This window comes from Ruegeria sp. K3, from assembly GCF_056531845.1.
Genome location: NZ_JBQFMM010000011.1, coordinates 74,624 through 95,348 on the forward strand (window position 1 = coordinate 74,624; position 20,725 = coordinate 95,348).

General features: G+C 57.6%; 23 protein-coding genes. 13 read left to right on the plus strand and 10 right to left on the minus strand.

Translation table 11 applies throughout. The annotated features are described in order from the left end of the window. Positions 1–444: 444 nt before the first annotated feature. Genes ACR0MP_RS18055 through ACR0MP_RS18075 form a run of 5 tightly spaced genes read right to left on the minus strand, consistent with a single transcriptional unit; the run spans position 445 to position 5,114 of the window. Complete coding sequence (locus ACR0MP_RS18055) at positions 445–2,592, minus strand: hypothetical protein (RefSeq protein ID WP_170408549.1); 2,148 nt, start codon at positions 2,590–2,592, stop codon at positions 445–447. Further along, positions 2,589–3,458 (minus strand): flagellar motor stator protein MotA, encoded by an 870-nt coding sequence (motA, locus tag ACR0MP_RS18060; RefSeq protein ID WP_170408548.1) that lies wholly within the window; start codon positions 3,456–3,458, stop codon positions 2,589–2,591. Before motA ends, ACR0MP_RS18055 begins: the two co-directional genes overlap by 4 nt. 46 nt (positions 3,459–3,504) lie before the next feature. Then, a complete protein-coding gene (locus ACR0MP_RS18065) occupies positions 3,505–4,098 on the minus strand; it encodes a MotE family protein (protein ID WP_170408547.1) in 594 nt (197 codons plus the stop codon). Further along, positions 4,095–4,607, minus strand: coding sequence for a hypothetical protein (locus tag ACR0MP_RS18070; RefSeq protein WP_480887484.1), 513 nt, complete (start codon positions 4,605–4,607; stop codon positions 4,095–4,097). Before ACR0MP_RS18070 ends, ACR0MP_RS18065 begins: the two co-directional genes overlap by 4 nt. Before the next feature lie 9 nt (positions 4,608–4,616). After that, positions 4,617–5,114: a flagellar basal body-associated FliL family protein gene (locus ACR0MP_RS18075; protein WP_170408545.1), complete on the minus strand. Its 498-nt coding sequence runs from the start codon at positions 5,112–5,114 to the stop codon at positions 4,617–4,619. A 119-nt stretch (positions 5,115–5,233) separates the two neighbouring features. On the opposite strand from ACR0MP_RS18075, the gene fliF reads away from it, so the two are divergent. Genes fliF through fliP form a run of 4 tightly spaced genes read left to right on the plus strand, consistent with a single transcriptional unit; the run spans position 5,234 to position 8,424 of the window. Beyond that, on the plus strand, positions 5,234–6,823 hold the full coding sequence (gene fliF, locus ACR0MP_RS18080; protein ID WP_170408544.1) for a flagellar basal-body MS-ring/collar protein FliF: 1,590 nt from the start codon (positions 5,234–5,236) through the stop codon (positions 6,821–6,823). Next, the gene (locus ACR0MP_RS18085; protein WP_170408543.1) at positions 6,823–7,419 is read left to right on the plus strand and encodes an ABC transporter ATP-binding protein; all 597 of its coding nucleotides are present in this window, start codon (positions 6,823–6,825) and stop codon (positions 7,417–7,419) included. The genes fliF and ACR0MP_RS18085 overlap by 1 nt, the downstream gene beginning before the upstream one ends. After that, the gene (locus ACR0MP_RS18090) at positions 7,412–7,699 is read left to right on the plus strand and encodes a FliM/FliN family flagellar motor switch protein (protein ID WP_170394848.1); all 288 of its coding nucleotides are present in this window, start codon (positions 7,412–7,414) and stop codon (positions 7,697–7,699) included. Before ACR0MP_RS18085 ends, ACR0MP_RS18090 begins: the two co-directional genes overlap by 8 nt. Continuing rightward, positions 7,696–8,424: a flagellar type III secretion system pore protein FliP gene (gene fliP / locus ACR0MP_RS18095; protein WP_170408542.1), complete on the plus strand. Its 729-nt coding sequence runs from the start codon at positions 7,696–7,698 to the stop codon at positions 8,422–8,424. The genes ACR0MP_RS18090 and fliP overlap by 4 nt, the downstream gene beginning before the upstream one ends. On the opposite strand, the gene ACR0MP_RS18100 is transcribed toward fliP, so the two are convergent. Both ACR0MP_RS18100 and ACR0MP_RS18105 read right to left on the minus strand, forming a co-directional pair. Next, positions 8,425–9,867: a sensor histidine kinase gene (locus ACR0MP_RS18100; protein ID WP_170408541.1), complete on the minus strand. Its 1,443-nt coding sequence runs from the start codon at positions 9,865–9,867 to the stop codon at positions 8,425–8,427. Continuing rightward, positions 9,864–10,601 (minus strand): response regulator transcription factor, encoded by a 738-nt coding sequence (locus ACR0MP_RS18105; protein WP_170408540.1) that lies wholly within the window; start codon positions 10,599–10,601, stop codon positions 9,864–9,866. Before ACR0MP_RS18105 ends, ACR0MP_RS18100 begins: the two co-directional genes overlap by 4 nt. A 217-nt stretch (positions 10,602–10,818) precedes the next feature. Here ACR0MP_RS18105 and ACR0MP_RS18110 point away from each other — a divergent pair, with 217 nt between their 5' ends. From ACR0MP_RS18110 to ACR0MP_RS18130, 5 genes are all read left to right on the plus strand, one after another. After that, complete coding sequence (locus ACR0MP_RS18110) at positions 10,819–12,063, plus strand: ABC transporter substrate-binding protein (protein WP_170514081.1); 1,245 nt, start codon at positions 10,819–10,821, stop codon at positions 12,061–12,063. A gap of 57 nt (positions 12,064–12,120) precedes the next feature. After that, the gene (locus tag ACR0MP_RS18115) at positions 12,121–12,993 is read left to right on the plus strand and encodes a carbohydrate ABC transporter permease (protein WP_039543053.1); all 873 of its coding nucleotides are present in this window, start codon (positions 12,121–12,123) and stop codon (positions 12,991–12,993) included. Beyond that, positions 12,986–13,885 carry a carbohydrate ABC transporter permease gene (locus ACR0MP_RS18120; RefSeq protein WP_170408537.1) on the plus strand — a complete coding sequence of 300 codons (900 nt, stop codon included), beginning with the start codon at positions 12,986–12,988 and terminating at the stop codon, positions 13,883–13,885. Before ACR0MP_RS18115 ends, ACR0MP_RS18120 begins: the two co-directional genes overlap by 8 nt. Positions 13,886–13,890: 5 nt before the next feature. Beyond that, positions 13,891–14,988 carry an ABC transporter ATP-binding protein gene (locus ACR0MP_RS18125; protein WP_170408536.1) on the plus strand — a complete coding sequence of 366 codons (1,098 nt, stop codon included), beginning with the start codon at positions 13,891–13,893 and terminating at the stop codon, positions 14,986–14,988. A 108-nt stretch (positions 14,989–15,096) separates the two neighbouring features. Next, positions 15,097–15,906, plus strand: coding sequence for a methyltransferase domain-containing protein (locus tag ACR0MP_RS18130; protein ID WP_480887481.1), 810 nt, complete (start codon positions 15,097–15,099; stop codon positions 15,904–15,906). Positions 15,907–15,965: 59 nt separating this feature from the next. On the opposite strand, the gene ACR0MP_RS18135 is transcribed toward ACR0MP_RS18130, so the two are convergent. Continuing rightward, the gene (locus tag ACR0MP_RS18135; protein ID WP_170408534.1) at positions 15,966–16,574 is read right to left on the minus strand and encodes an MlaC/ttg2D family ABC transporter substrate-binding protein; all 609 of its coding nucleotides are present in this window, start codon (positions 16,572–16,574) and stop codon (positions 15,966–15,968) included. Next, positions 16,564–17,379, minus strand: a complete 816-nt coding sequence (locus ACR0MP_RS18140; RefSeq protein ID WP_170408533.1) for an MlaA family lipoprotein — start codon at positions 17,377–17,379, stop codon at positions 16,564–16,566. Before ACR0MP_RS18140 ends, ACR0MP_RS18135 begins: the two co-directional genes overlap by 11 nt. A gap of 297 nt (positions 17,380–17,676) precedes the next feature. Here ACR0MP_RS18140 and ACR0MP_RS18145 point away from each other — a divergent pair, with 297 nt between their 5' ends. The 4 genes from ACR0MP_RS18145 to ACR0MP_RS18160 are packed head-to-tail and all read left to right on the plus strand — an operon-like array spanning position 17,677 to position 20,434. Then, positions 17,677–18,132, plus strand: coding sequence for a RidA family protein (locus ACR0MP_RS18145; RefSeq protein ID WP_170394820.1), 456 nt, complete (start codon positions 17,677–17,679; stop codon positions 18,130–18,132). Beyond that, a complete protein-coding gene (locus ACR0MP_RS18150; protein ID WP_170566907.1) occupies positions 18,129–18,899 on the plus strand; it encodes a glycerophosphodiester phosphodiesterase family protein in 771 nt (256 codons plus the stop codon). Before ACR0MP_RS18145 ends, ACR0MP_RS18150 begins: the two co-directional genes overlap by 4 nt. A 45-nt stretch (positions 18,900–18,944) precedes the next feature. Beyond that, complete coding sequence (locus ACR0MP_RS18155) at positions 18,945–20,132, plus strand: GNAT family N-acetyltransferase (protein ID WP_480887479.1); 1,188 nt, start codon at positions 18,945–18,947, stop codon at positions 20,130–20,132. Then, entirely contained in the window at positions 20,129–20,434 is a 306-nt protein-coding gene (locus ACR0MP_RS18160; protein WP_170394812.1) for a 4a-hydroxytetrahydrobiopterin dehydratase, read from the plus strand. The genes ACR0MP_RS18155 and ACR0MP_RS18160 overlap by 4 nt, the downstream gene beginning before the upstream one ends. On the opposite strand, the gene ACR0MP_RS18165 is transcribed toward ACR0MP_RS18160, so the two are convergent. Continuing rightward, positions 20,417–20,725, minus strand: a complete 309-nt coding sequence (locus ACR0MP_RS18165) for a hypothetical protein (RefSeq protein WP_170394808.1) — start codon at positions 20,723–20,725, stop codon at positions 20,417–20,419. The two genes, ACR0MP_RS18160 and ACR0MP_RS18165, sit on opposite strands and share 18 nt — an antisense overlap.

Sequence of the window (20,725 nt, forward strand, 5' to 3'; positions counted from 1 at the left end):
CCAGACCATGTCCCCGGCACAATACGCAATGCCAATTGTAGCGGCTGTTTTGGCGGTGCATGTTCACATCTGGGCTGAACAAATCTCTGGGGCGGGTCTGCAGGATCCCGATGTGGCAACCGTAATGCCCTGGAATACGGTTTCAGAAAGTCTGAGTCACTCGGCCTGGATTACCAAGGGCAGATGTGGTGATCGTAATTTCAGATAGAGTTGTCCAAGAACCAGCACACTTGAACGCGTGCGGTGGTCCTGAATGATCATTGAGCCAGCTGTAGATCTTCGACACGTTCACTGAGTTTACCGCCACTGTCCCATGGGCATCATGGATTAACGCATAGGAAGTCCAAATGAATTCAATACCTTTGTTAGAGGCTGATTTTGGCGTCTATCAGCCTACAGGCCAAATCAGTTACACCTGTCCCTGCAAGAACAGACTTCCAAGGTTCAGTTCGGGTCAATTGTGCGCACTGTCTCAAGCATTTCAATGATCTGCGCGCGTGCGATGGTGCTGTCCTGTATTAGCATTGCGGCGTCCGACAACGGCTTGTCCGGCTGCCGCGCAACGGGCTTGATCAGGGACGTTCGGATGCGGGACAAATCGGTGAAGGTGTTTGACCTCTCTTCATCCGCACCGCCGGAGCCCGCCAACCAGTTGTATCGATCGGCCATCTCGTGCTTCCCGCCTGCCTGCAATGCGCGCGCGGCGGCATCGAAATCCTGTGTTTGCATCATGGCCTGGGCGCGCAACTCTTGCGCGGTGTCCGAGGAATCGTCCGCGATTTCCAGCAGCGCCTGACGGGGACGGTTGCCCAACAGAGCCGCCTTTGCCCGAAGCCGAGCACGATCACGGCTGCGTTCCCGATCTTGCGGTCGGTTTGCCAGCGCGTAAGCCTGCGCTGAAAACCCAAGGTCAGCCAATCGCTCTGCCATGGACACGGCAGTTTCGACCGCCAGCGCGTTGCGTCGCTTGTCCTTCAATTCCATCACATGGCGCAGGAAAGTAATGTCGTCCGCCCGCTCCGCCAGCAATTGGAATACCTGATCTCGTGTCCTCTGCCATTCGTCGGAATCCGAGACATCCTCAAAACTGGCAAGAGCTCCGGTAAAATCCTGCGACAAAGCCATCGCCAAAGCGTGTGCACGCGCCAACATCGGGCCAAGATCGGACTTCCGAAGCTCGCGCGCATAACTTGCAGCTAAATCGAGGTCGCGGGGCGAGACCGTACCCCGGTCCGACCACCGCTTTTCGATCAACCGCGCAAGTGCCAACGGCGCATCGGTCGCGGCATCGGGCGCCGATATGACCTCGGTCAACAGCGTTTCTGCGGTATCGGTATCCCCTGCAGCATCCGCGATTTTGGCTTGGGCAAAGGTTACATCAGCGGGTTCGTCCTCTAAGACCCGTTCGACCGCACGCAAGATCCGGCGCGATACTTCAAGTCGGCCTGCCGAGACAAACATCTCGGCGATATCCGGGCCGAGATGTTGCCTGAGATGCCACGGCAGCCGACCAAAACTGCGTTCGATCGCCTTCACATGCGCATCGGATTGAAGTTTACCCTTACTCAAAAGCGCCCAGAGTGCGGCGGCACCATCACATCTTTGCTGTCCTTCCAAAGGGTTCGGCGTCGGCGCAGGCAACCCGTCCATCACTGATGCGATGGCCGCTACTCTGCGCTGCTCAACCGAGGTCTCCGACAACAAAGACAGGGCTTGGTGCGCTTCTACACCGAACCCGAAATACGTATAGAGCTTCGCCAAATCCATTGCATGCGCCTGGTCGACACGATCGAATTCCTGAAATAGCCCGACCCGCAATTCGGCCACATCCTCGGAAAATGATCGAGCGCCCGACCATGTCCCAAAACCCAGTTCGCTGTCCGTGATACATTCCGGTTTGCTATCAATCTGAGGAACTGCCAGATTGCCTAGCCCCGAAACCTCATCGAGCACCGAAGACAGTCGCAGATTTGGTACCAGCTTTTCCGAAGATCGCAGCGACCCAAAACTGGACGATTCCCTGCTTCCGACACCTGCCAGTTCAAGATCAACAACCTCTCGATCAGCGCTTTGCAATATACGTGATGCCAACTGCTCCTCAAAATTTCGTTGATTTAATTGCAGCAAAGGCAAGGCCAGTTCGGTGGCTGGAATATCAGTAGGTAAGGGTTTTGGGGCCGGGATACTTGCAGTCCTGGGAAGCGCCTCTGGCTCTACCGGGTCATTTGCAGGTGTACCCTGGTCGGGTGCGATATCTATGACCACCATAGTTTGGCGATGCAGAAATGCCGTTGCCACGCAGTCGCACCCAAATGTCATCTCCAACGCTGCACCTGGCCCGGCCTGTTGAAGCGATTGCAGACGGTTCCCCGACAGGCGGTCGAAGACAGCTGCAGTGTTGAATGTCGCATTATCGATGCCAATGCTCAGCCGCGCGCCGTTCTCGACCGGATCCAACATCCAACCGGTGCCAGAGGGGACCTGTACCACCAGTCGCGTGTATCCCTCATGCTCGCCCGATCGCACGGTCAAAGCCTGTGCTGACGCGCTTGTGCCCCATGCGAGCAAGACCAAAGACAATGCGCGGATCATGCTGCAGCCTGCTTGAGTTCCTTAAGCGCGTCTTCAAGTTCCGAGAAACCGGGCCGGTTGTGGGTCGGTGTGTTCTGGCGGCCGACCTCTATACACATGGCCGCGTTGTGGTTGTGAAGATTAGCCACCAGAACCTCTTTGATGAGTTGGTAAAAGTGGTTGTCTTCTTCAACAACAGATTTCAGCTTGCCCGCGAAAGGACCCACCAATCCATAAGCCAGAAAAACCCCCAGAAACGTCCCAACCAACGCGCCGCCGATCAGCTTACCCAGAACTTCCGGTGGTTGGTCGATTGATCCCATCGTCTTGATCACACCCAGAACGGCGGCCACGATCCCCAAGGCGGGCAACCCGTCAGCAACGGTTTGCAGCGCGTGGCTTGAATGCATGGCATGGTGGAAGTTCGCCTCCATCCGCTTTTCCAGCACCTCCTCAACCTGGTGCGGGTCGTCATAGTTCATCGCCGCCGAGCGCATGGTGTCACAGATCAGGTCCACCGCTTCTTTGTCGGCTTGAATCTTGGGATATGCGGAAAATAGCGATGAGCTTCCTGGCTCTTCAATGTGCTGCTCTACCTCGACCGGGTTCGCGCGTGCGATCCGGATCAGAGAGAATAACAAGCACAACAGATCGCGATAATCCTCGGGCTTCCATTTGGGTCCTTTAAAAACTTTCGCGATATCCTTGGCAGTGTGTTTTACGCCGCCGATATCATTGCTGATCAGAAATGCGCCGACTGCGGCCCCTCCGATCATCATCATCTCGAAGGGCAGTGATTTCATAATGATGGCCATCTTGCCGCCTGCGGCAAGGTAGCCGCCGAATACCATGACAAAGATGACGGCAATTCCGATGAGCCCGATCATGAAAGGTCTCCAGCGTTGAGGGTGCAGATAGATATGGCCATGAGGGTCATTCCTGTGGGGCACGTGCATTGCGCCCGGCCATGATCACGCTGATGGTGTAAGCAGCCTCGGGGCTGAGACCGGCCATAACTTCAGCGGCAGCTTCAGGTGGCATGCGAGACAGGAAGCCAGCGGCGAATACCGCGTCCATCGTTTCGAACAACGCGGCGGCATCTTTGGGCTTCATGCTCTGATACACGTCAGTCAGTTGTGTCAGATCGTTTTCGGCGGCCTTTTCGGCAATCGCCACCGTTTCACGCAGAGCGTTCTCGGCGTCCTCCAGCATGGTGAGCCGGGTTTCGATGGCCTGATCGGCAATGTCGAGCGCCCGTTCCCGGTCCAAAATCGTGCTTTCACGCTGGTTTAGAGTCTTTTCACGGCGCAATAGTTCCGTAAGCAGCAATTGTAGATCTGCCGCATTCGCCTCTTTGCGTTCACCACCGACGGGCGAGGCCATGTTTGGTTCCGCGCCGCGGGCAAGTGCAGGCCCGGCCTCAAGCCCGATGCGAATAATCGCAGAGCCGACCATCAGCAAGGAAATGACGGTCAGAACACCGCCGCGCGCTCGGCGATCAGGCGCTTTTGCCCGGTTGCGACTCATTTCGCTGCTCCGTCAGATGGTGCGGCGTGCCGAAAGAACATCAGGCCTTCTGGTTTCTTTGCGGGCGGCTCTGGTGGTGCTTCCGATGGCTCAGTCGAGACCTCAGTTGGTTCACCAGACGGATCGGATACAGTTTCTTTTGCTTCGCCGGGCTGCTCAGACCTGCCCTCAGCAGGTGCGTCATCTGGCTGATCCATGGGAACTTCCGGCTCAGAGGGCTCTTCCTGAACGACGTCGTGCATCGAGGCCATCATAAGCTCCAACCGTTGTGCGACGGTTTCCGCCCGTTCGGTCAGCGTCTGCAACGCGGTGCCGGAATCATCCGAAGCCTGACGCGCGCTATCCAGCGATTTTCGCAACTCTTCTGCTTGCGAGGACAGCACGGAAACGGCGCCACCCACACCCTTCTCAAGATCGGTAAACCGCTTCAGGCGTCGCGACAGAACGAAACAATACAGACCAGCCCCAAGAGCGCCCGCAACCAGAAGAATATCGGCAATCAACTCCACCATCGCCTCCTAATTCAGTACAAATTCCATGACCAGAACGTCACGCACGCGGCCTTCGCCCACGACGATCCCAATGCGTCGTAGCAGGTGTCCGCGGATCCTCATCAAAGCCAGAGAATCTTCCAGATCGGTTAACTCAAGGGCGCGCAAATAGCTGTTCAGAACGTCCATGATTCGCGGCTGCATCTTTTCAACCTCGGCGGCGTAGCCCGCGTTCACTTCAAGCTGCGCGTGAAATTTCAAATGTCGCGAATCATCTGACTTGACCGAGATGATCACCGGCGGAAGATCGACAAATTTCACATCGGGAAGTGCCTTTACGGAAGCGTCTTCGCCTTTCTTTTTGGCCTCTTTCACCATCTCGGACCCACCTATGGGAAGCAGGCCGGATGCAGTTATGAAATAGCCACCAACACCGCCCGCGATAGCCAGAATCAGTCCAAGCAGAAGGCCCTTTTTCCCTGATTTTTTAGGGGCTTCCGCCTCATCTGCAGTTGCGTCGGTCATGCGGTCCTCATGAATCTGTTCGGCAACCGTCATAACCCCTCAGGGACTAACCGATTGTTAAGGGCAATCGTCCAAACAAGGGCAGAGCCGCACAGAATGTCGGTGAGTCGGAGGTAAGCGTGCAGCAGATCGGAACTGTCTGGGCAAGTTTGGACAGGCGCAAACAAATTATCGTGGCCGGTGCCGTGGCACTGGTGTTTCTGGGTGTGCTTGCGATGTCACGGATTGTGACAGCGCCGTCGATGACGCTGCTTTATGCGGGGCTCGAAAGCGGTGCAGCCGGGGATATCGTGCGGGCGCTGGACCAGCGTGGTGTGAACTATGAAATAAGGGGTGGCTCGATCTACGTCCCCGGCGTTCAGCGGGATGAGTTGCGGATGACTTTGGCTAGCGAGGGCCTGCCTGCGAACGGCAATCGCGGTTACGAACTGCTGGATTCGCTCAGCGGCTTTGGCACTACGTCGCAGATGTTTGATGCCGCCTATTGGCGCGCAAAAGAAGGAGAGCTGGCGCGCACGATTGTGGGCAGCCCGCATGTCAGCAAGGCCCGGGTGCACATCGCCAACAGCTCCTCCAACCCGTTTCAGCGCAGCATAGCGCCAACCGCTTCGGTTTATCTGGTCCCGTCGGGTGCACCGATTAACGGAGATCAGGCAAAGGCGATCCGGTTTTTAGTGGCGTCGGCGGTTAGCGGGCTGGCACCGGAAAACGTCACTGTGATTGATTCGAACGGGGCTGTGATTGGCGCGCAGGACACGGCGGTGGCAGCCGATACTGCAGATGATAAGGCGCGCCAATTGCGTGAGAAAGTTCTACGTCTGGTCGAAGCCCGGGTCGGGGCCGGCAACGCGGTGGTTGAGGTCAGCGTAGATACGGTGACCGAAACCGAGTCTATACGGGAACGTCGCTTTGACCCCAAAGGCCGTGTTGCGATCAGCACAGATGTTGAAGAACGGTCGGACAGTGCGCGTAATCAGTCAGCGGATGTGACAGTGGCGTCGAATCTGCCGGATGGCGACGGGGCAGGAGGCGATGAATCCAATTCGAATGCCACTCAGACCCGCGAACGGGTGAATTATGAGGTGTCAGAGACCGAGTTGGAAGTTCATCGCGCGCCAGGTGCGATCAAACGTCTGACTGTCGCGGTGCTGGTCAATGGTGTTCGAGCGGCAGGCACAGATGGCGTCGAGATTTTTGAACCCATGCCGCAGCCCGAGCTTGATGCACTGCAAGAGCTTGTGGCTTCTGCGGTCGGGTTTGATGCTGAACGCGGCGACGTCATCACACTGAAATCGCTCGACTTGCCCATGGTTGAACCCCAGGGCGAGTTGGTGTCCGGGTCGATCTGGCAGAACATGCATATCGACGCTATGTCGCTAATCCAGATGGTGGTTTTGGCGCTGGTTTCCCTTGTTTTGGGTCTGTTTGTCATACGGCCAATTCTGACGAAATCTGCGGCATCGGCGCTGCTGCCAGCAGGTGCACCGGTCGAGGTCGCCCCAGCGCCTTCCCTGACCGGGGAAATTGCGACCGCAGATGCGCCGGACTTTGCACCGCTCGCGGATGCGGCGCAGCCGAATGTTCCGGCGATTGCCGCTGCGCGAGGGGAAGATCCTGTCGACCGTTTGCGCGCCATGATCGGCGACAAGCAGGAAGAGACGGTAGAGATCCTGCGCAGCTGGCTCGAAGAAGGCGAGGAGAAGGTGTGATGTCGATCGCTCATCTTCTTGAAGACTTCACCGCCCCTGCGGCTGGGGTGGCCGTACATCTACTGGATGAAGACGCACTGGAAGAACAGCGGCTTGCTGCATTTGAACAAGGCTATGGGGCGGGCTGGGAAGATGCGGTTCAGGCGCAGGAACAGACTGGCACACAGCTAAGCTCCGATCTGTCGGCGACGTTATCCGACCTGTCCTTTACCTATCAAGAAGCATTGACCCGCATGACCCTGTCGCTGGAACCGATGTTCCAAAGCCTGGTTCAGACTATTCTGCCTGAGACGATCGAGCATGGCTTTGCGAAGCGATTGACCGAGCAGCTTTGCGACATGGCGCGTGAGCAGGTCGACCAGCCACTGCAGCTGACTGTTCCGGCGGGCACTTCGGATCAGGTCGAGGCGATGCTGCCGCAGGATATCTCGCCGCGTCCCCAGGTTATCGAGGATGTCTCGCTCCAGCCGGGACAGGCGCGATTGCAGGTGGGGATCGCCCAACGCGAGGTGGACTGCGCTGCCTTGCTCTCATCCATTGCTGCAGCGTTCGACGCATATCTGTTTGAAGCAAAAGAGGCTTTGTCAAATGAGTGATCCTCAACCACCGAAACCCGAAAAACCCAACCCGTTCGAGACTGTTCCGATCGAAGTCACCGTCTCGGTCGGGCGTGCGCGGCCTTTGATCCGTGACCTGTTGAGCATGGGCGAAAATGCCGTACTGACACTGGACAAGCGGATCGAGGATCCGGTTGACCTCTATGTCGGGGACCAATTGGTCGCGCGCGGTTTGTTGGAAGAGATGGAGGGCGATCAGTCCGGGCAACTGGCTGTACGGCTGACCGAAATCTCGGATCTGCAGAACGGGATCGGATGATGCGCCACCTTTTTTGGCTGGCATTTTTGCTGGTCATACCCTCCGGTGGCGCGGCGCAAGAACTGTCGCTGTCCCTGGGCGAAGGCGGGTCGATCTCGGCCCGGACCATACAGTTGATTTTGCTGATCACGGTGCTCAGCCTGGCACCGGGACTGGCGATCATGATCACCTGTTTCCCGTTTTTGATCACGGTTTTGGCGATCCTGCGGCAAGGAATCGGCTTGCAGCAGTCACCGCCAAATATGTTGATCGTCAGTCTGGCGCTGTTTCTGACCTATTTCGTCATGGAGCCGGTTTTTACCGAGGCGTGGGAGACCGGGATTCAGCCGATGGTCGAGGAAACGCTTGACCTAGAGCCTGCGCTGGAACGCGCGCTGGTGCCGTTTCGCAGTTTTATGGCAGCGCGTATTGATGCCGACACGTTTCAGGCCATGGCAGACCTGCGCCCGGATGGTGCTGCGATTCAACTATCGCCCGAGGCCCCGTTATCCGTGCTGATGCCGTCTTTCATGTTGTCGGAAATCGCGCGGGCCTTTCAGATCGGGTTCCTGATTTTCCTGCCTTTCCTGATTATCGATCTCGTTGTCGCAGCGGTTTTGATGTCGATGGGAATGATGATGGTGCCTCCGGCTACGGTCTCGCTGCCGTTCAAATTGGCGTTTTTCGTCATCGCTGATGGCTGGGCCTTGATCGCCAGCGCCTTGGTGCGCAGCTATGCGCCATGACTATTGCCGTGTGATCTGTAGTCGCGCGCGCAGACCCTGATCTCCGGCCTCGAAACTCAGCGTTCCGCCATGTTGTTCGGCAACGGTGCTGACAATTGTCAGGCCCAATCCGAACCCGTCCGAAGATCCGATGTTTGATCCGCGCTGGAACGGTGCCAACAGCGCCTCGATATCCGCGACCGATAGGTCGGTGCCCTTGTCTTCGACGATGATCGTGGCGGTCTGAGCATCAGTTTCCAGTTCAACCTCGGCGTGACGACCGTATTTCAGCGCATTGTCGATCAGATTGGACAACGCTCGTTTCAATGCGATCGGTTGACCCGTCACCAGGATGCGCCGCGTTTCCGGCAGCGACGCATGCCCACGGCGTGACATGAAAACAGACGACGCGCTTTCGACGACAACGGGATCAACGGCTTTCAACGACACAGGCCGGTCCATATCCTGATAATCGGCCACAAGCGACTCAACCAGCGAGGTCAGCGATATCTGGCGCGGTTCCTCGACGCTGAGTTCCGATCGCGTGTAAGTAAGCACGCTTTCGATCATGCCGGTCATCTGGTCCACATCGGCCTCGAGCTTTTCGCGCAACTCTCCATCGGGAATCAGCGCCGCACGCAGCCGGACGCGGGTTGCAGGTGTCCCCAGATCGTGGCTGACACCCGACAGTACAATGGCGCGTTTCTCAAGCTGCGCACGTTCGGCATCGAGGTGATCATTCACCGCAGTCACGATATCGCGCAGCTCTTCGGGCCCGTCCGCGTCATAGCTTTGCGGCCCGCCGCGACGTCGGCGGTCGCCTAGTGCCTGAGCAAAGCGTGCGAAACTGTCAGAAACATTCCCGACCGAGGTCAGAAGCACCGCCAAGGACACAATGCCCAGTAATATCGCGGGCAAACGCAGATCAACCGGCGCAGCCTTACAGCCCCAGATTTCGGTGCCGTCGACTTGCTGCCAAACTCCGCGCCCGAATTGCGCGATCAGGATAGGTTCGCTGCAATATGTGGCCAACAGACGGGTCAGGTTCCCCATCTTCTCGGGGCCGGTCTGATCGCTGCCGGAGACGATGTCTGAAACCGGATAGACCAGTCGATCCGATAACACCGCAAGCGTCAATTCGCGGCCACTCAAGGGAGCTGAACTGTCGGTCAGGATCGACAGATTGGTGACAAAGCGGCGATCCGCAAAGCCGGGCATTTGCTGGAACGCTCCCCTGTCAGCAAGAGCGGCTGCCTCGGTTGGCAATGGGTTGATCAACAGGCCGGGTGGCGGCGCCATCCCCGCTCGCAAATCTTCGTATATGGTGAAACCAGCAACAAATGCTGCGGTCTGGTACCGGTTCCACGCCTGTGCCGAGGTGAACCACATCCCGGCAGCGACCAGCCCCGCGACAAAGGCGGACAGGGTCCAGAGCCAGCCAAAACTGCGCAGGCGCAGGGTCATGCGTCCTCATCCACCATAACGTCAGCGGTAAACAGATAGCCAACACCGCGCTCGGTGCGCAGCATCTGGGGGTCTTTTGGATTGGCCTCGATTTTCGACCGCAACCGCCCCACCAGCATATCTATGGCACGGCCTTGCGCCTCGGGCTTGTCGGCCTCACCGGTTACATCCAGTGCGGCGGCGATCTCATCACGGGTCAGCGGAATATGCGGGTTCGCCAGCAAAACCTTCAGCAGGGCGGTCTCCCGTTGGGACAGGGAAACCAGATAGCCTTCGGGCGAATGCACCTCGTCCCGTTTGCCGTCAAAGACCCAGCCGTCAAAGTGAAAGGTGCGCGTGCGGCGGCGGTATGCCAGCGAAGGCGTGCGTCGGGCGCGTTGCATCACCGCACGGACGCGGGCCAGCAACAGTTGCGGGTTGAATGGTTTGGCGATGTAATCGTCTGCTCCAACCTCATATCCTGCCATGCGCTGATGATCCGCCGACAGGGCCGAGACCAGAATGATCGGTACATCCTGTTCGGCCCGCAACCGGGCACAGATCTCGACGCCGTTTTCATCGCCCAGCATCACGTCCAACAGGATCAGGTCGATCCGCCCCGACGTTAGATGCGTGCGTATTTCACTTTCGGAACTGGCAGGCAGAGCAATATACCCGTTCTGCTGAAAGAACTGGGTCATCATCGACCGCATCTCCGAATCGTCGTCCACCACCAGGAGCCGGGGAATGCCCACTCTGTTTCTCCTCCTCAGGGTTCTCCGTCGCCGCCAATTGTAACGAATGGAAACGGATTCAAGGCCAACGTAACACGGGGTAACAAAAGCGGTGAAAATTTCCACCTTGTCAGGATATTGCATCGCATTCTGCGTTGCCATGCGGCAATCCGTTAGCGCTATATCACCTATGGCCGCCCTTGGGGTGGCACCGAATTCTCAGGGAGGAGAACAAAAAATGAAGCGTTTTGCATTTGCCACCGTGTCGACCTTGGCCGTAGTGGCCGGGTCGGCTGTTGTGGCTGAACCAAAGGCCGAAGTTCTGCACTGGTGGACATCCGGTGGTGAGGCGAAATCGGTCGCGGTTCTGCAGGAAGAGTTCGCCTCGAACGGCGGCACATGGACCGATATGCCGGTCGCAGGTGGCGGCGGCGATGCGGCCATGACTGCGCTGCGGGCCCGGGTTCTTGCGGGTAACGCGCCGACTGCTGTTCAGCTGAAAGGACCTGCCATTCAGGAATGGTATGAAGAGGGCGTTTTGGCAGACATTTCATCCGTGGCAGAAGCCGAAGGCTGGGCCGATGTGCTGCCAGCATCGATTGCAGGCCACATGATGTGCGAAGGTACGTGGTGCGCAGCACCTGTGAACGTGCACCGCATCGACTGGATTTGGGCCAATGCTGACGTTCTGGCCGCCAACGACATTGAAATGCCCACAACATGGGAAGAGTTCAACGCCGCTGCCGAAAAACTGCAGGCTGCCGGAGTGATCCCTTTGGCCCATGGTGGCCAGGCATGGCAAGACGCCACAGTGTTCGAAGCGGTTGCGCTGGGTCTGGGTGGCCCCGAGTTCTATCAAAAAGCCTTTGTCGATCTCGACCCCGAGGCGCTGACCTCGGACACCATGGTGCAGGTCTTTGACCAGATGCGCACCCTGCGCGGTTATGTGGACGAAAACTTCTCAGGCCGCGACTGGAACCTTGCCACCGCCATGGTGATGAATGGCGAAGCAGCTTTCCAGATCATGGGTGACTGGGCCAAAGGCGAATTCCTGGCGGCTGGCAAGAAGCCCGGCGAAGACTTCCTGTGTGCCTCGACCCCCGGCGACGGATATCTGTACAACGTCGACAGCTTCGCCATGTTCGAAGTGGAAGGTGACGACAACCGCGCTGGTCAGGAATTGCTGGCCAAGCTGATCGTCGCGCCGAAATTCCAGGAAGTGTTCAACCTGAACAAGGGCTCGATCCCTGCGCGGACTGATGTGGCGCTGGATGCGTTCGACATCTGCGCGCAAATCTCGGCCGAAGATATGGGTTCGACCTCGGCAGGCGGTTCGCTGCTGCCGTCTTATGCCCATGGCATGGCGCTGCGCGGGTCGCAGGCCGGTGCGATTACGGATGTTGTAACCGCACATTTCAACTCGGATATGTCCTCGGCTGACGCGGTTCAGCAACTGGCGGACGCGGTAGCAAACAGCTACTGATCCAATACGCTCTGCCCCCTATAGTGAGGGGCAGAGCATCTTTCCCCGGAGGCTAAAATGTCCGAATGGCTGGAAAACCACCTTCCCAAGGTGGTGCTGGCACCGTCGTTCATCGCCGTATTGATCTTTGTCTACGGATTTATCGGATGGACCGCATGGGTGTCGCTAACCCGATCGAAACTACTGCCGAAATACGAGATCAAAGGCTTCATTCAGTATGAACGCCTGTTCGACTCTCCCCGCTGGGATACGGCGATCAACAACCTGTATATCTTTGGCGCGCTGTTCATCGTGATCGCGATGGTACTGGGCCTGTTGCTGGCCATCCTGCTGGATCAGAAGATCCGCGTCGAAGGCGCGATCCGGACGATCTACTTGTATCCGATGGCGTTGTCGATGATCGTGACCGGTACGGCGTGGAAGTGGATTTTGAACCCGGGCCTGGGCATCGAATCCATGGTGCAGGGCTGGGGCTTTCCGAATTTCGAATTCGACTGGCTGGTGAACCCTGACTATGCGATCTACACTATCGTGATCGCCGCGATCTGGCAGAGTTCCGGCTTCGTCATGGCGTTGTTTTTGGCCGGTTTGCGTTCGGTCGATGGCGAGATCATCAAGGCCGCACAGGTCGATGGTATCCCCACGTGGCGCATCTATACGGCGATCATCATCCCTTCGATGGCCCCGATTTTCCTGTCTGCTTTCATCGTGCTTGCGCACCTCGCAATCAAAAGCTTCGACCTTGTCATCGCCCTGACTGGTGGCGGTCCGGGCTACGCAACCGATTTGCCAGCCACCTATATGTACGCCATGGCGTTTTCGCGCGGCGATATTGGTCAAGCAGCCTCGTCCGCGATGATCATGATGCTGGTCGTCTTTGCCATTGTGGTTCCCTATCTTTACTCAGAGCTGAGGGCGAAAAATGACTGATCTGTCGATGCCCCAAACACAAACCCGCACCCAAAGCGCCACTGGCAAGATTGCCCTGCGTTGGTTGCTTTATGTCCTGCTTGGTCTGTTCGCACTGTATTACCTGATGCCGCTCTTCGTGATGTTGACGACATCATTGAAAAGCCTTGAGGAAATCCGCACCGGCAGCCTGATCTCGCTGCCGCGAGAGGTCAGCTTCGACGCTTGGAAAACCGCATGGTCCGGCGCTTGTACCGGTATCCAGTGTGAAGGTCTGCGGCCCTATTTCTGGAACTCGGTCCTGATCGCGGTGCCTGCGGTATTTTTGTCGACCCTGTTGGGTGCGCTGAACGGTTATGTCGTGGCGCAATGGCGGTTCAAAGGGGCCAATATCATCTTCTCGCTGATGCTGTTCGGTTGCTTCATCCCGTTCCAAGTTGTTTTGCTGCCAATGGCACGTCTGCTGGGTATGATGGGGATTGCGGGTACCATTCCGGGCCTGATCTTTGTCCATGTGATCTACGGGCTGGGCTTCACCACGCTGTTCTTCCGCAACTACTATGTCACCATTCCGGCCGAGCTGACCAAGGCGGCGCGGGTTGATGGGGCTGGGTTCATGCGAATTTTCTGGTCGATCTTCCTGCCGCTGTCGCTGCCGATCATCGTGGTGACCGTGATCTGGCAGTTCACGCAGATCTGGAACGACTTCCTGTTCGGCGTGTCGTTCAGCCAGGCAGGGACACAGCCCGTGACTGTTGCGCTCAACAACATCGTAAACTCCACCACCGGCGTCAAAGAATACAACGTCGACATGGCTGCCGCGATCATCGCGGGGCTGCCGACGCTGCTCGTCTATGTCGTTGCCGGTAAGTATTTCATCCGCGGCCTGACCGCTGGCTCTGTGAAGGGATAAGACCCATGGCTCCCATCCTTGATATCAACAAACTCTACAAGAATTACGGCGCGACCGAGATTCTGAAAGACATCAACATCTCGATTGAACCGGGCGACTTCCTGGTGCTTGTCGGCCCCTCGGGCTGCGGTAAGTCTACGCTGCTGAACTGCATTGCGGGACTGGAAGAGATCACCGGTGGCACATTGTCCATCGGCGGCAACGACATGACCCATGTCAGCCCCAAGGATCGCGACATCGCGATGGTGTTCCAGTCTTACGCTTTGTACCCGACCATGTCGGTGGCCAAGAACATCACCTTCGGCATGAAAGTGCGCGGGGTCGATCAGGCCACGCAGGAAGCCAAGCTGAAAGACGTCGCCTCCTTGCTGCAGATCGAGCCATTGCTGAACCGCCGCCCCAGCCAACTGTCGGGTGGTCAGCGTCAGCGGGTCGCGATGGGCCGGGCGTTGGTGCGCGACCCCAAGCTGTTCCTGTTCGATGAACCGCTGTCGAACCTTGACGCCAAGCTGCGGGTCGAGATGCGGACCGAGATCAAGAAGCTGCACCAGACACTGGACGCATCCATAGTTTATGTTACCCACGACCAGATCGAAGCGATGACGCTGGCCACCAAGATCGTAGTCCTGAAAGGCGGGGTCGTGCAGCAGATCGGTACTCCGGCCGAGATCTACAACAACCCGGCCAACCTGTTTGTGGCGGATTTCATGGGCTCACCTGCGATGAACCTGATCCCGGCACAGGCATCGAACAATGGCTCGGGGACGCAAATCTCGATCGCGCGCGAATCCGGTGAAACGCTGGTTCTGAACGATGCACGCGACTTGTCTCTGCCGCAGGATGTCATCCTTGGTCTACGCCCTGAAGATATCGCCGAGGCGGGGTTCCGCGCTGGCGCAGGCGTGCAGGAAGCCGCCTGCATGGTCGATATGGTCGAACCCGCAGGGGCAGATACCTATGTTGTGTCGGAATTGGGTGGCAAGCAGGTCACGGCGCGGCTGCATGCTGAAACCAGCGCGCAGGCAGGTCAATTGCTGAACCTGGCGTTCGACATGAGCAAGGTGTCCTACTTTGCCAAGGAAACGGGTGAACGGCTGAATTAAGTTGCCGTTGGCCCGCACCAACCCGGGGTGGGCCATACCAATCACAGTCGGTTTTGGCCGGTAAATTTGAAATATGCTATCTTGGGACGTAGCGAAGGGAGGCGCGCTATGTCCGATCCGTATTCCGATCTGGCCGGGCAGGATATCTCGGTCCAAGAGCGTATCGCCGAAGCTATGGAAGCGCGGTGTCTGGAGCCGGCGCAGAAAGATATCAGGGATAGCTATCTAAGTGATCTGATTGTCCCTGAGGGCGGGTTCGCGGTTGAGCTGGGTTCAGGCACCGGGCACATCACGCAAGAGCTGCTGTCAGTTGGCGGGGTGGAGCGCGCGCTCGGCATTGAGCCCTCACCGGTTATGGTCGAACGTGCGAGAAACAGCTTCGCCAGCGAGAGCAATCTTGTTTTTGAAACCGGCGATGCAAAGGCAACCAGGCTTGAAGATAGCTCAGCAGACCTTGTTCTGGCGCATACACTGTTGTGCCATGTACCCGGCCCCGAAGAAGTGGTTTCCGAGGCCTTTCGGATACTGAAACCGGGCGGGATATTTGCGATTTGCGATGGGGACTACGATACCGCCACAGCGCAGATTGCCGATTTTGATCCTCTGGATCAACTCATTCGGTTCATGATCAATCAGAACGTCACAAACCTCTGGATCATGCGCCAGATTGGCGGTGCACTCTCTCAAGCAGGTTTTGAGTTGGGCCGTCGCCGGGGACACGGTTATGTGGCCGAAGGAGAGGCGACTTACTTTCTGACCGTTATCGACCGTGGTGCGGATCGAATGGCCGAGACCGGGTTGTTGGCGCCTGAAACGGCACAGGCGCTGAAATCCGAGGCCCGGGCGCGTGTGTCTGCAAGCACGTTTTTTGGCTACATGTCTTATGTCAGCCAGATCGCGCGCAAGCCTGCAACCTGAACAAAAAAGCCACCGCGCGAACGGGTCGAGCGGTGGCCGGCGTAGGATAATACCTCTGATCAGCCAGTCTTTTTCAGATCCTTGATCAGGCGATTCAGGTCGCCGCCGCGCGCATCCAGCATTGCGCCAATCTCTGTGCGCTCGGTCAGCAACAAATTCACACCTTCGATGAACATGTTGTAGAACTTTCCACGACCCGATTTGTCGGACACCAGGAATGTCACTTCGAACGGGGATGAGCCGCGCAATTTGACCGAGGTTCTGACCTCGTATCCGGTCTTGATCTTGCGCGCGTTACGCACGGTGACCTCACCGCCGATGAACTCGCGGAACCGGCGACCATATTTGCGCGAAATATAGCCTTCGAACGCTTTGGTGAACTGACGCAGCTGTGCGGATGAGGCTGTGCGTGCATCCGCCCCCAGCGCATAGCGGGCCATGATCGGCACATCACCGTATTGCACAAAGATCTTTTGAAAATCACGCAGCATGGCATTTTCGGATTTACCCGAGTCAATGATACGCGTGATATCGGCCACAACGCTGTTGACCAGCTGTTTGGCCTGCGCTTCGGTCAGCGCGAACGCGGGCAGAGGCAATGCGGCAACTGTCATCCCGGTCAGGGCGGTGGCCACAAAACGGCGTCGGTTCAACAGGTTATTCGGCATAGGGGTCCTCGTACGGGTCAAGATAGGGGTCTCTGACAGGGTCGGTCCCGGTGGTGGCGTAGGGATCGTCATACAGACCCAGATAGGCGTCTTCATCATCCCTTGCCAGTTCAAAGCGGCGATTTTGCAGGTAGATCGTGCGCGCTTGCGCGTAACTGTCTGCACTTTCGTACAGAATCGAATCAACTGTATCCGAGAACCGACCGCGATCTCCCATCCGCCGCACGACCTCGGCATAGACACCAATATTGTCGACCGGGCGGGTCGGGCTAAAGTTGATCGGATTCGAGAACAGGTTGACCACAACGCCGACCGCATCGCGCGCGGTGGACGGGCCGTAGAAGGGCAGTTCCACATAAGCACCTTCGCCCACGCCCCAGACATGCAGGGTTTCGCCGAAATCAGTATCAACAGGCGGCAGGTTCAGCTCATCGGCCGGGGCTGACAGGCCAAAGCCGCCCACGGTCGAGTTGATCAGAAAGCGCAGCAGCGCATTGCCGGACTGTTTCAGATTGCCTTGCAGCAGATAGTCCAGCGCCTGCCCGGGCATCGTCAGGTTTTCGGCAAAGTGATTGAAACTGGTAACCATCGGATCTGGTACGATCTTCACATAGCCTTTCGAGGCCGGTCGGAACAGGAATCGGTCCACACCCAGATTGAACTTGTGAATGCCCCGGTTGGTCCCTTCATAGGGGTCAAAAATCTCACCCCGCGCCGCTGCGTCCTGAGGCTGCGTCGCGCATGCCGATAGGACCGTCAGGATGCCGAATATGATCAGGTGCTTCAGACGAATGTAACTTGGCACTGTCTTCGTTACTCCGAAAATTGCCCAGCGGTATCCGGGCCTTCAATCAATACAGCCTTTGCACCCTTGGTGGCGCAATTGGTCTCACATAGAGGTTTCGCGCAGGATTTGAAACAACAACTCGCGTTTACCTCAGCCGATGGGGCGACGTAAAGTGACACGAATTCAACACTTCCTGAATAAGAGAAGACCTGCCCAGTTTGCAGGCAATGGGAAAAATCCCGCTTTCACGCTTTCGGAAACAGGTTTTCCCGGTTAGCGTCCGCGCGGAATCACTATGAGATGAGGATAATCCACATGAGCATCGCAGCAAAACTGGACAGCCTGGGTGTCAGCCTGTCGGACGCACCTGCTCCGGCAGCGAACTACGTTCCTTTCGTGCGCATTGGCAACATTGTCTACGTGTCGGGCCAGATCTCCAAGGCGGATGATCTGATCACTGGTAAGCTCGGTGATGATATGGATGTTGAGGCAGGCGCCGCTGCAGCCAAAGTCTGCGCCATCAACCTGTTGGCTCAGGTCAAGGCGGCCTGTGGTGGCGATATCGACAAGCTGGTGCGCGTGATCAAGCTGACCGGTTTTGTAAACTCGACCGCTGATTTCACAGAACAGCCGAAGGTGATCAACGGGGCCTCCGACTTCCTGGTCGAAGCGCTGGGCGACGCCGGTCGTCATTCGCGCTCGGCCGTCAGCGCAGCCTCATTACCTTTGGGTGTTGCCGTTGAAATCGAGGGTATTTTCGAGGTTCAATGAAACCGTCCCTTCCGTCTGAGTTCCTGCAGCGCCCGATAGCACATCGCGCGCTGCATGACATTTCTGATCAGCGGCCCGAGAATAGCCGGGCCGCCATTCGTACCGCAATTGACGCCGGTTATGGGGTCGAGATTGATCTGCAACGCACCCGTGACAATCGGGCCATGGTGTTTCACGACTATGACATGACACGTCTGACCGGGCAGCCCGGACCGATCCAACAGATCACCGAGACACAAGCGCGGGCCCAGACGCTTCTGCATTCTGACGGTGAAGGTATCCCCTCGCTCGAAGAGGTGCTGGCCATTGTTGCAGGACGGGTGCCCTTGCTCATCGAGCTGAAGGATCAAGATGGTGCAATGGGCCCCGATATCGGCGCTTTGGAAGCAGATGTTGTAAGCGCACTGAAAGACTATGAAGGCCCGGTCGCGTTGATGTCGTTCAACCCGCATTCAGTCGCAGAGATTGCACGCCTTGCGCCACATTTGCCGCGCGGTCTCGTTACCAGCTCTTATGAGCCCAAGGTCGAGCTTCTGCCGCAAGCCGTCTGCGATCATCTGCGCAACATCCCGGATTTCGACCGCGTTGGAGCCAGCTTTATCAGCCATGAAGTCATCGATCTTGACCGCCCCCGGGTCGCTGAGTTGAAGGCACAGGGTGTGCCGATCCTGTGCTGGACCGTGCGTTCGCTTGAACAAGAAGCAGAGGCACGCAAGGTTGCCGATAATGTTACGTTCGAAGGCTATCTGGCCGAACATCCCGCTTGATCCCGGCGCGCGCGATCACAGATAAAGGTGCAGCGCGGAGGGGATATGGATCAGGCACAGATTGAGGTTCGGGTTCTGACATCGGTCTCGCAGATTTCCGCGAGCGACTGGGACAGTTGCGCCTGCCCTGAGGTTGCCGATGGCGGGCGACCGCTTGATCCGTTCACGACACATCGGTTTTTGCATGCCCTGGAAGAAAGCGGCTCGGTCGGGCGTGGTACTGGCTGGCAGCCGCAATACCTGACAGCCTATCTGGACGGGATGCTGATTGCGGCAGCCCCGATGTTTGCCAAGTCGCACTCCCAAGGTGAATACATCTTCGACCATAGCTGGGCTCATGCCTATGAAAGCGCGGGCGGGCGATATTATCCCAAGCTGCAGATCGCGGTGCCCTTCACACCCGCGACTGGCAGGCGTTTTTTGGTGCGACCCGGCTACGATGCTGTCGGGATCTCGGCGCTGGTGCAAGGAGCGGTGCAACTGGCCGCCGAGAATCGAATTTCTTCCCTGCACGCGACCTTCTGTACCGAGGCCGAGGCGCTGGCAGGGGAACAGATGGGCCTGATGGTGCGTCACTCGCAGCAGTTTCACTGGCTCAATGATGATTACGCCGATTTTGACGAGTTTCTGGCTGCGCTGTCCTCGCGCAAACGCAAGAATATCAAGAAGGAACGCACGCAGGCCTGTGATTTCGGTGGGCAGATTCGAACAATCACCGGCGATGATCTGCGACCCGAGCATTGGGACGCGTTCTGGCGGTTCTATCAGGATACCGGCGCGCGAAAATGGGGCTCGCCCTACCTGACGCGACAATTCTTTGATATCGCTCAGGAAACCATGACGGATGACATCGCCTTGGTGCTGGCGGAACGCAACGGATACCCCATCGCAGGGGCGTTGAACTTCATCGGGCGGGAAACGCTCTTTGGCCGCTACTGGGGCTGTGTCGAGCATCACCCCTGCCTGCATTTCGAACTGTGCTATTATAGGGCGATCGACTTTGCCATTGCAGAAGGCCTGGCCCGGGTTGAGGCCGGTGCACAGGGCGAGCACAAGCTGGCGCGCGGCTATCTGCCAACCCGTACGCATAGCTTGCACTGGGTTGGCGATCCGGGTTTTGCTGATGCGGTTCAGAAATATCTGGACGCCGAGTCCCACGCAGTGGGAGAAGAGATCGAGATTCTGACGGATTATGGTCCGTTCAGGAAATCGAACCCGGAGGAACAGCAATGACCGAACTTCTGTCAACCGAGACCCGCGGCCCGCTGCTGGACCCGCTGTTCAGAAATGGCTGGACCATGGTCGAAGACCGCGATGCGATCACCAAGACCTTCATCTTCGATAATTTTGTCGCCGCTTTTGGCTGGATGACGCAGGTGGCGATCTGGGCCGAGAAATGGAACCACCACCCCGAATGGTCGAATGTCTACCGCACGGTAGAGGTGGTCCTGTCGACCCATGATGTTGGCGGTCTGTCTGCACAAGACGCCAAGCTGGCGCGTAAGATGGACAGCCTGCTAACGGTCTCCGCGTGAACCCGTCCCACCGGCCAGCAATGTTGCCGTTCCCAGCTGCTTGAATTCTGCCGGGGTGATCGTGCCGTCGCTGACATTGATATTGCCCGGAATTCTGATCGTACGGGTGCCGACGGACCGCACGCTGCGGGCCGACGGATTGATGTCGAGACACCGATTTTCATAGCAGGTCAGACCGCTGGTATTGATCTGAATCTGCACCTGACCATCAGGGCCGCTGATCACCGGGGATTGCTGTACGTCACATGCGGCCAAAGCCACCAGGCTACCGAGGCAGATCCATTTATTCAT

Coding starts and splice junctions, on each gene's coding strand:
- ACR0MP_RS18165 (WP_170394808.1), bottom strand. CDS start 20,725: ATGAATAAATGGATCTGCCTCGGTAGCCTGGTGGCTTTGGCCGCATGT.
- ACR0MP_RS18155 (WP_480887479.1), top strand. CDS start 18,945: ATGGATCAGGCACAGATTGAGGTTCGGGTTCTGACATCGGTCTCGCAG.
- ACR0MP_RS18065 (WP_170408547.1), bottom strand. CDS start 4,098: ATGAGTCGCAACCGGGCAAAAGCGCCTGATCGCCGAGCGCGCGGCGGT.
- ACR0MP_RS18100 (WP_170408541.1), bottom strand. CDS start 9,867: ATGACCCTGCGCCTGCGCAGTTTTGGCTGGCTCTGGACCCTGTCCGCC.
- ACR0MP_RS18085 (WP_170408543.1), top strand. CDS start 6,823: ATGTCGATCGCTCATCTTCTTGAAGACTTCACCGCCCCTGCGGCTGGG.
- ACR0MP_RS18090 (WP_170394848.1), top strand. CDS start 7,412: ATGAGTGATCCTCAACCACCGAAACCCGAAAAACCCAACCCGTTCGAG.
- ACR0MP_RS18115 (WP_039543053.1), top strand. CDS start 12,121: ATGTCCGAATGGCTGGAAAACCACCTTCCCAAGGTGGTGCTGGCACCG.
- ACR0MP_RS18145 (WP_170394820.1), top strand. CDS start 17,677: ATGAGCATCGCAGCAAAACTGGACAGCCTGGGTGTCAGCCTGTCGGAC.
- ACR0MP_RS18130 (WP_480887481.1), top strand. CDS start 15,097: ATGTCCGATCCGTATTCCGATCTGGCCGGGCAGGATATCTCGGTCCAA.
- ACR0MP_RS18150 (WP_170566907.1), top strand. CDS start 18,129: ATGAAACCGTCCCTTCCGTCTGAGTTCCTGCAGCGCCCGATAGCACAT.
- ACR0MP_RS18125 (WP_170408536.1), top strand. CDS start 13,891: ATGGCTCCCATCCTTGATATCAACAAACTCTACAAGAATTACGGCGCG.
- ACR0MP_RS18055 (WP_170408549.1), bottom strand. CDS start 2,592: ATGATCCGCGCATTGTCTTTGGTCTTGCTCGCATGGGGCACAAGCGCG.
- ACR0MP_RS18135 (WP_170408534.1), bottom strand. CDS start 16,574: ATGCCGAATAACCTGTTGAACCGACGCCGTTTTGTGGCCACCGCCCTG.
- ACR0MP_RS18160 (WP_170394812.1), top strand. CDS start 20,129: ATGACCGAACTTCTGTCAACCGAGACCCGCGGCCCGCTGCTGGACCCG.
- ACR0MP_RS18110 (WP_170514081.1), top strand. CDS start 10,819: ATGAAGCGTTTTGCATTTGCCACCGTGTCGACCTTGGCCGTAGTGGCC.
- ACR0MP_RS18120 (WP_170408537.1), top strand. CDS start 12,986: ATGACTGATCTGTCGATGCCCCAAACACAAACCCGCACCCAAAGCGCC.
- ACR0MP_RS18075 (WP_170408545.1), bottom strand. CDS start 5,114: ATGACCGACGCAACTGCAGATGAGGCGGAAGCCCCTAAAAAATCAGGG.
- fliP (WP_170408542.1), top strand. CDS start 7,696: ATGATGCGCCACCTTTTTTGGCTGGCATTTTTGCTGGTCATACCCTCC.
- motA (WP_170408548.1), bottom strand. CDS start 3,458: ATGATCGGGCTCATCGGAATTGCCGTCATCTTTGTCATGGTATTCGGC.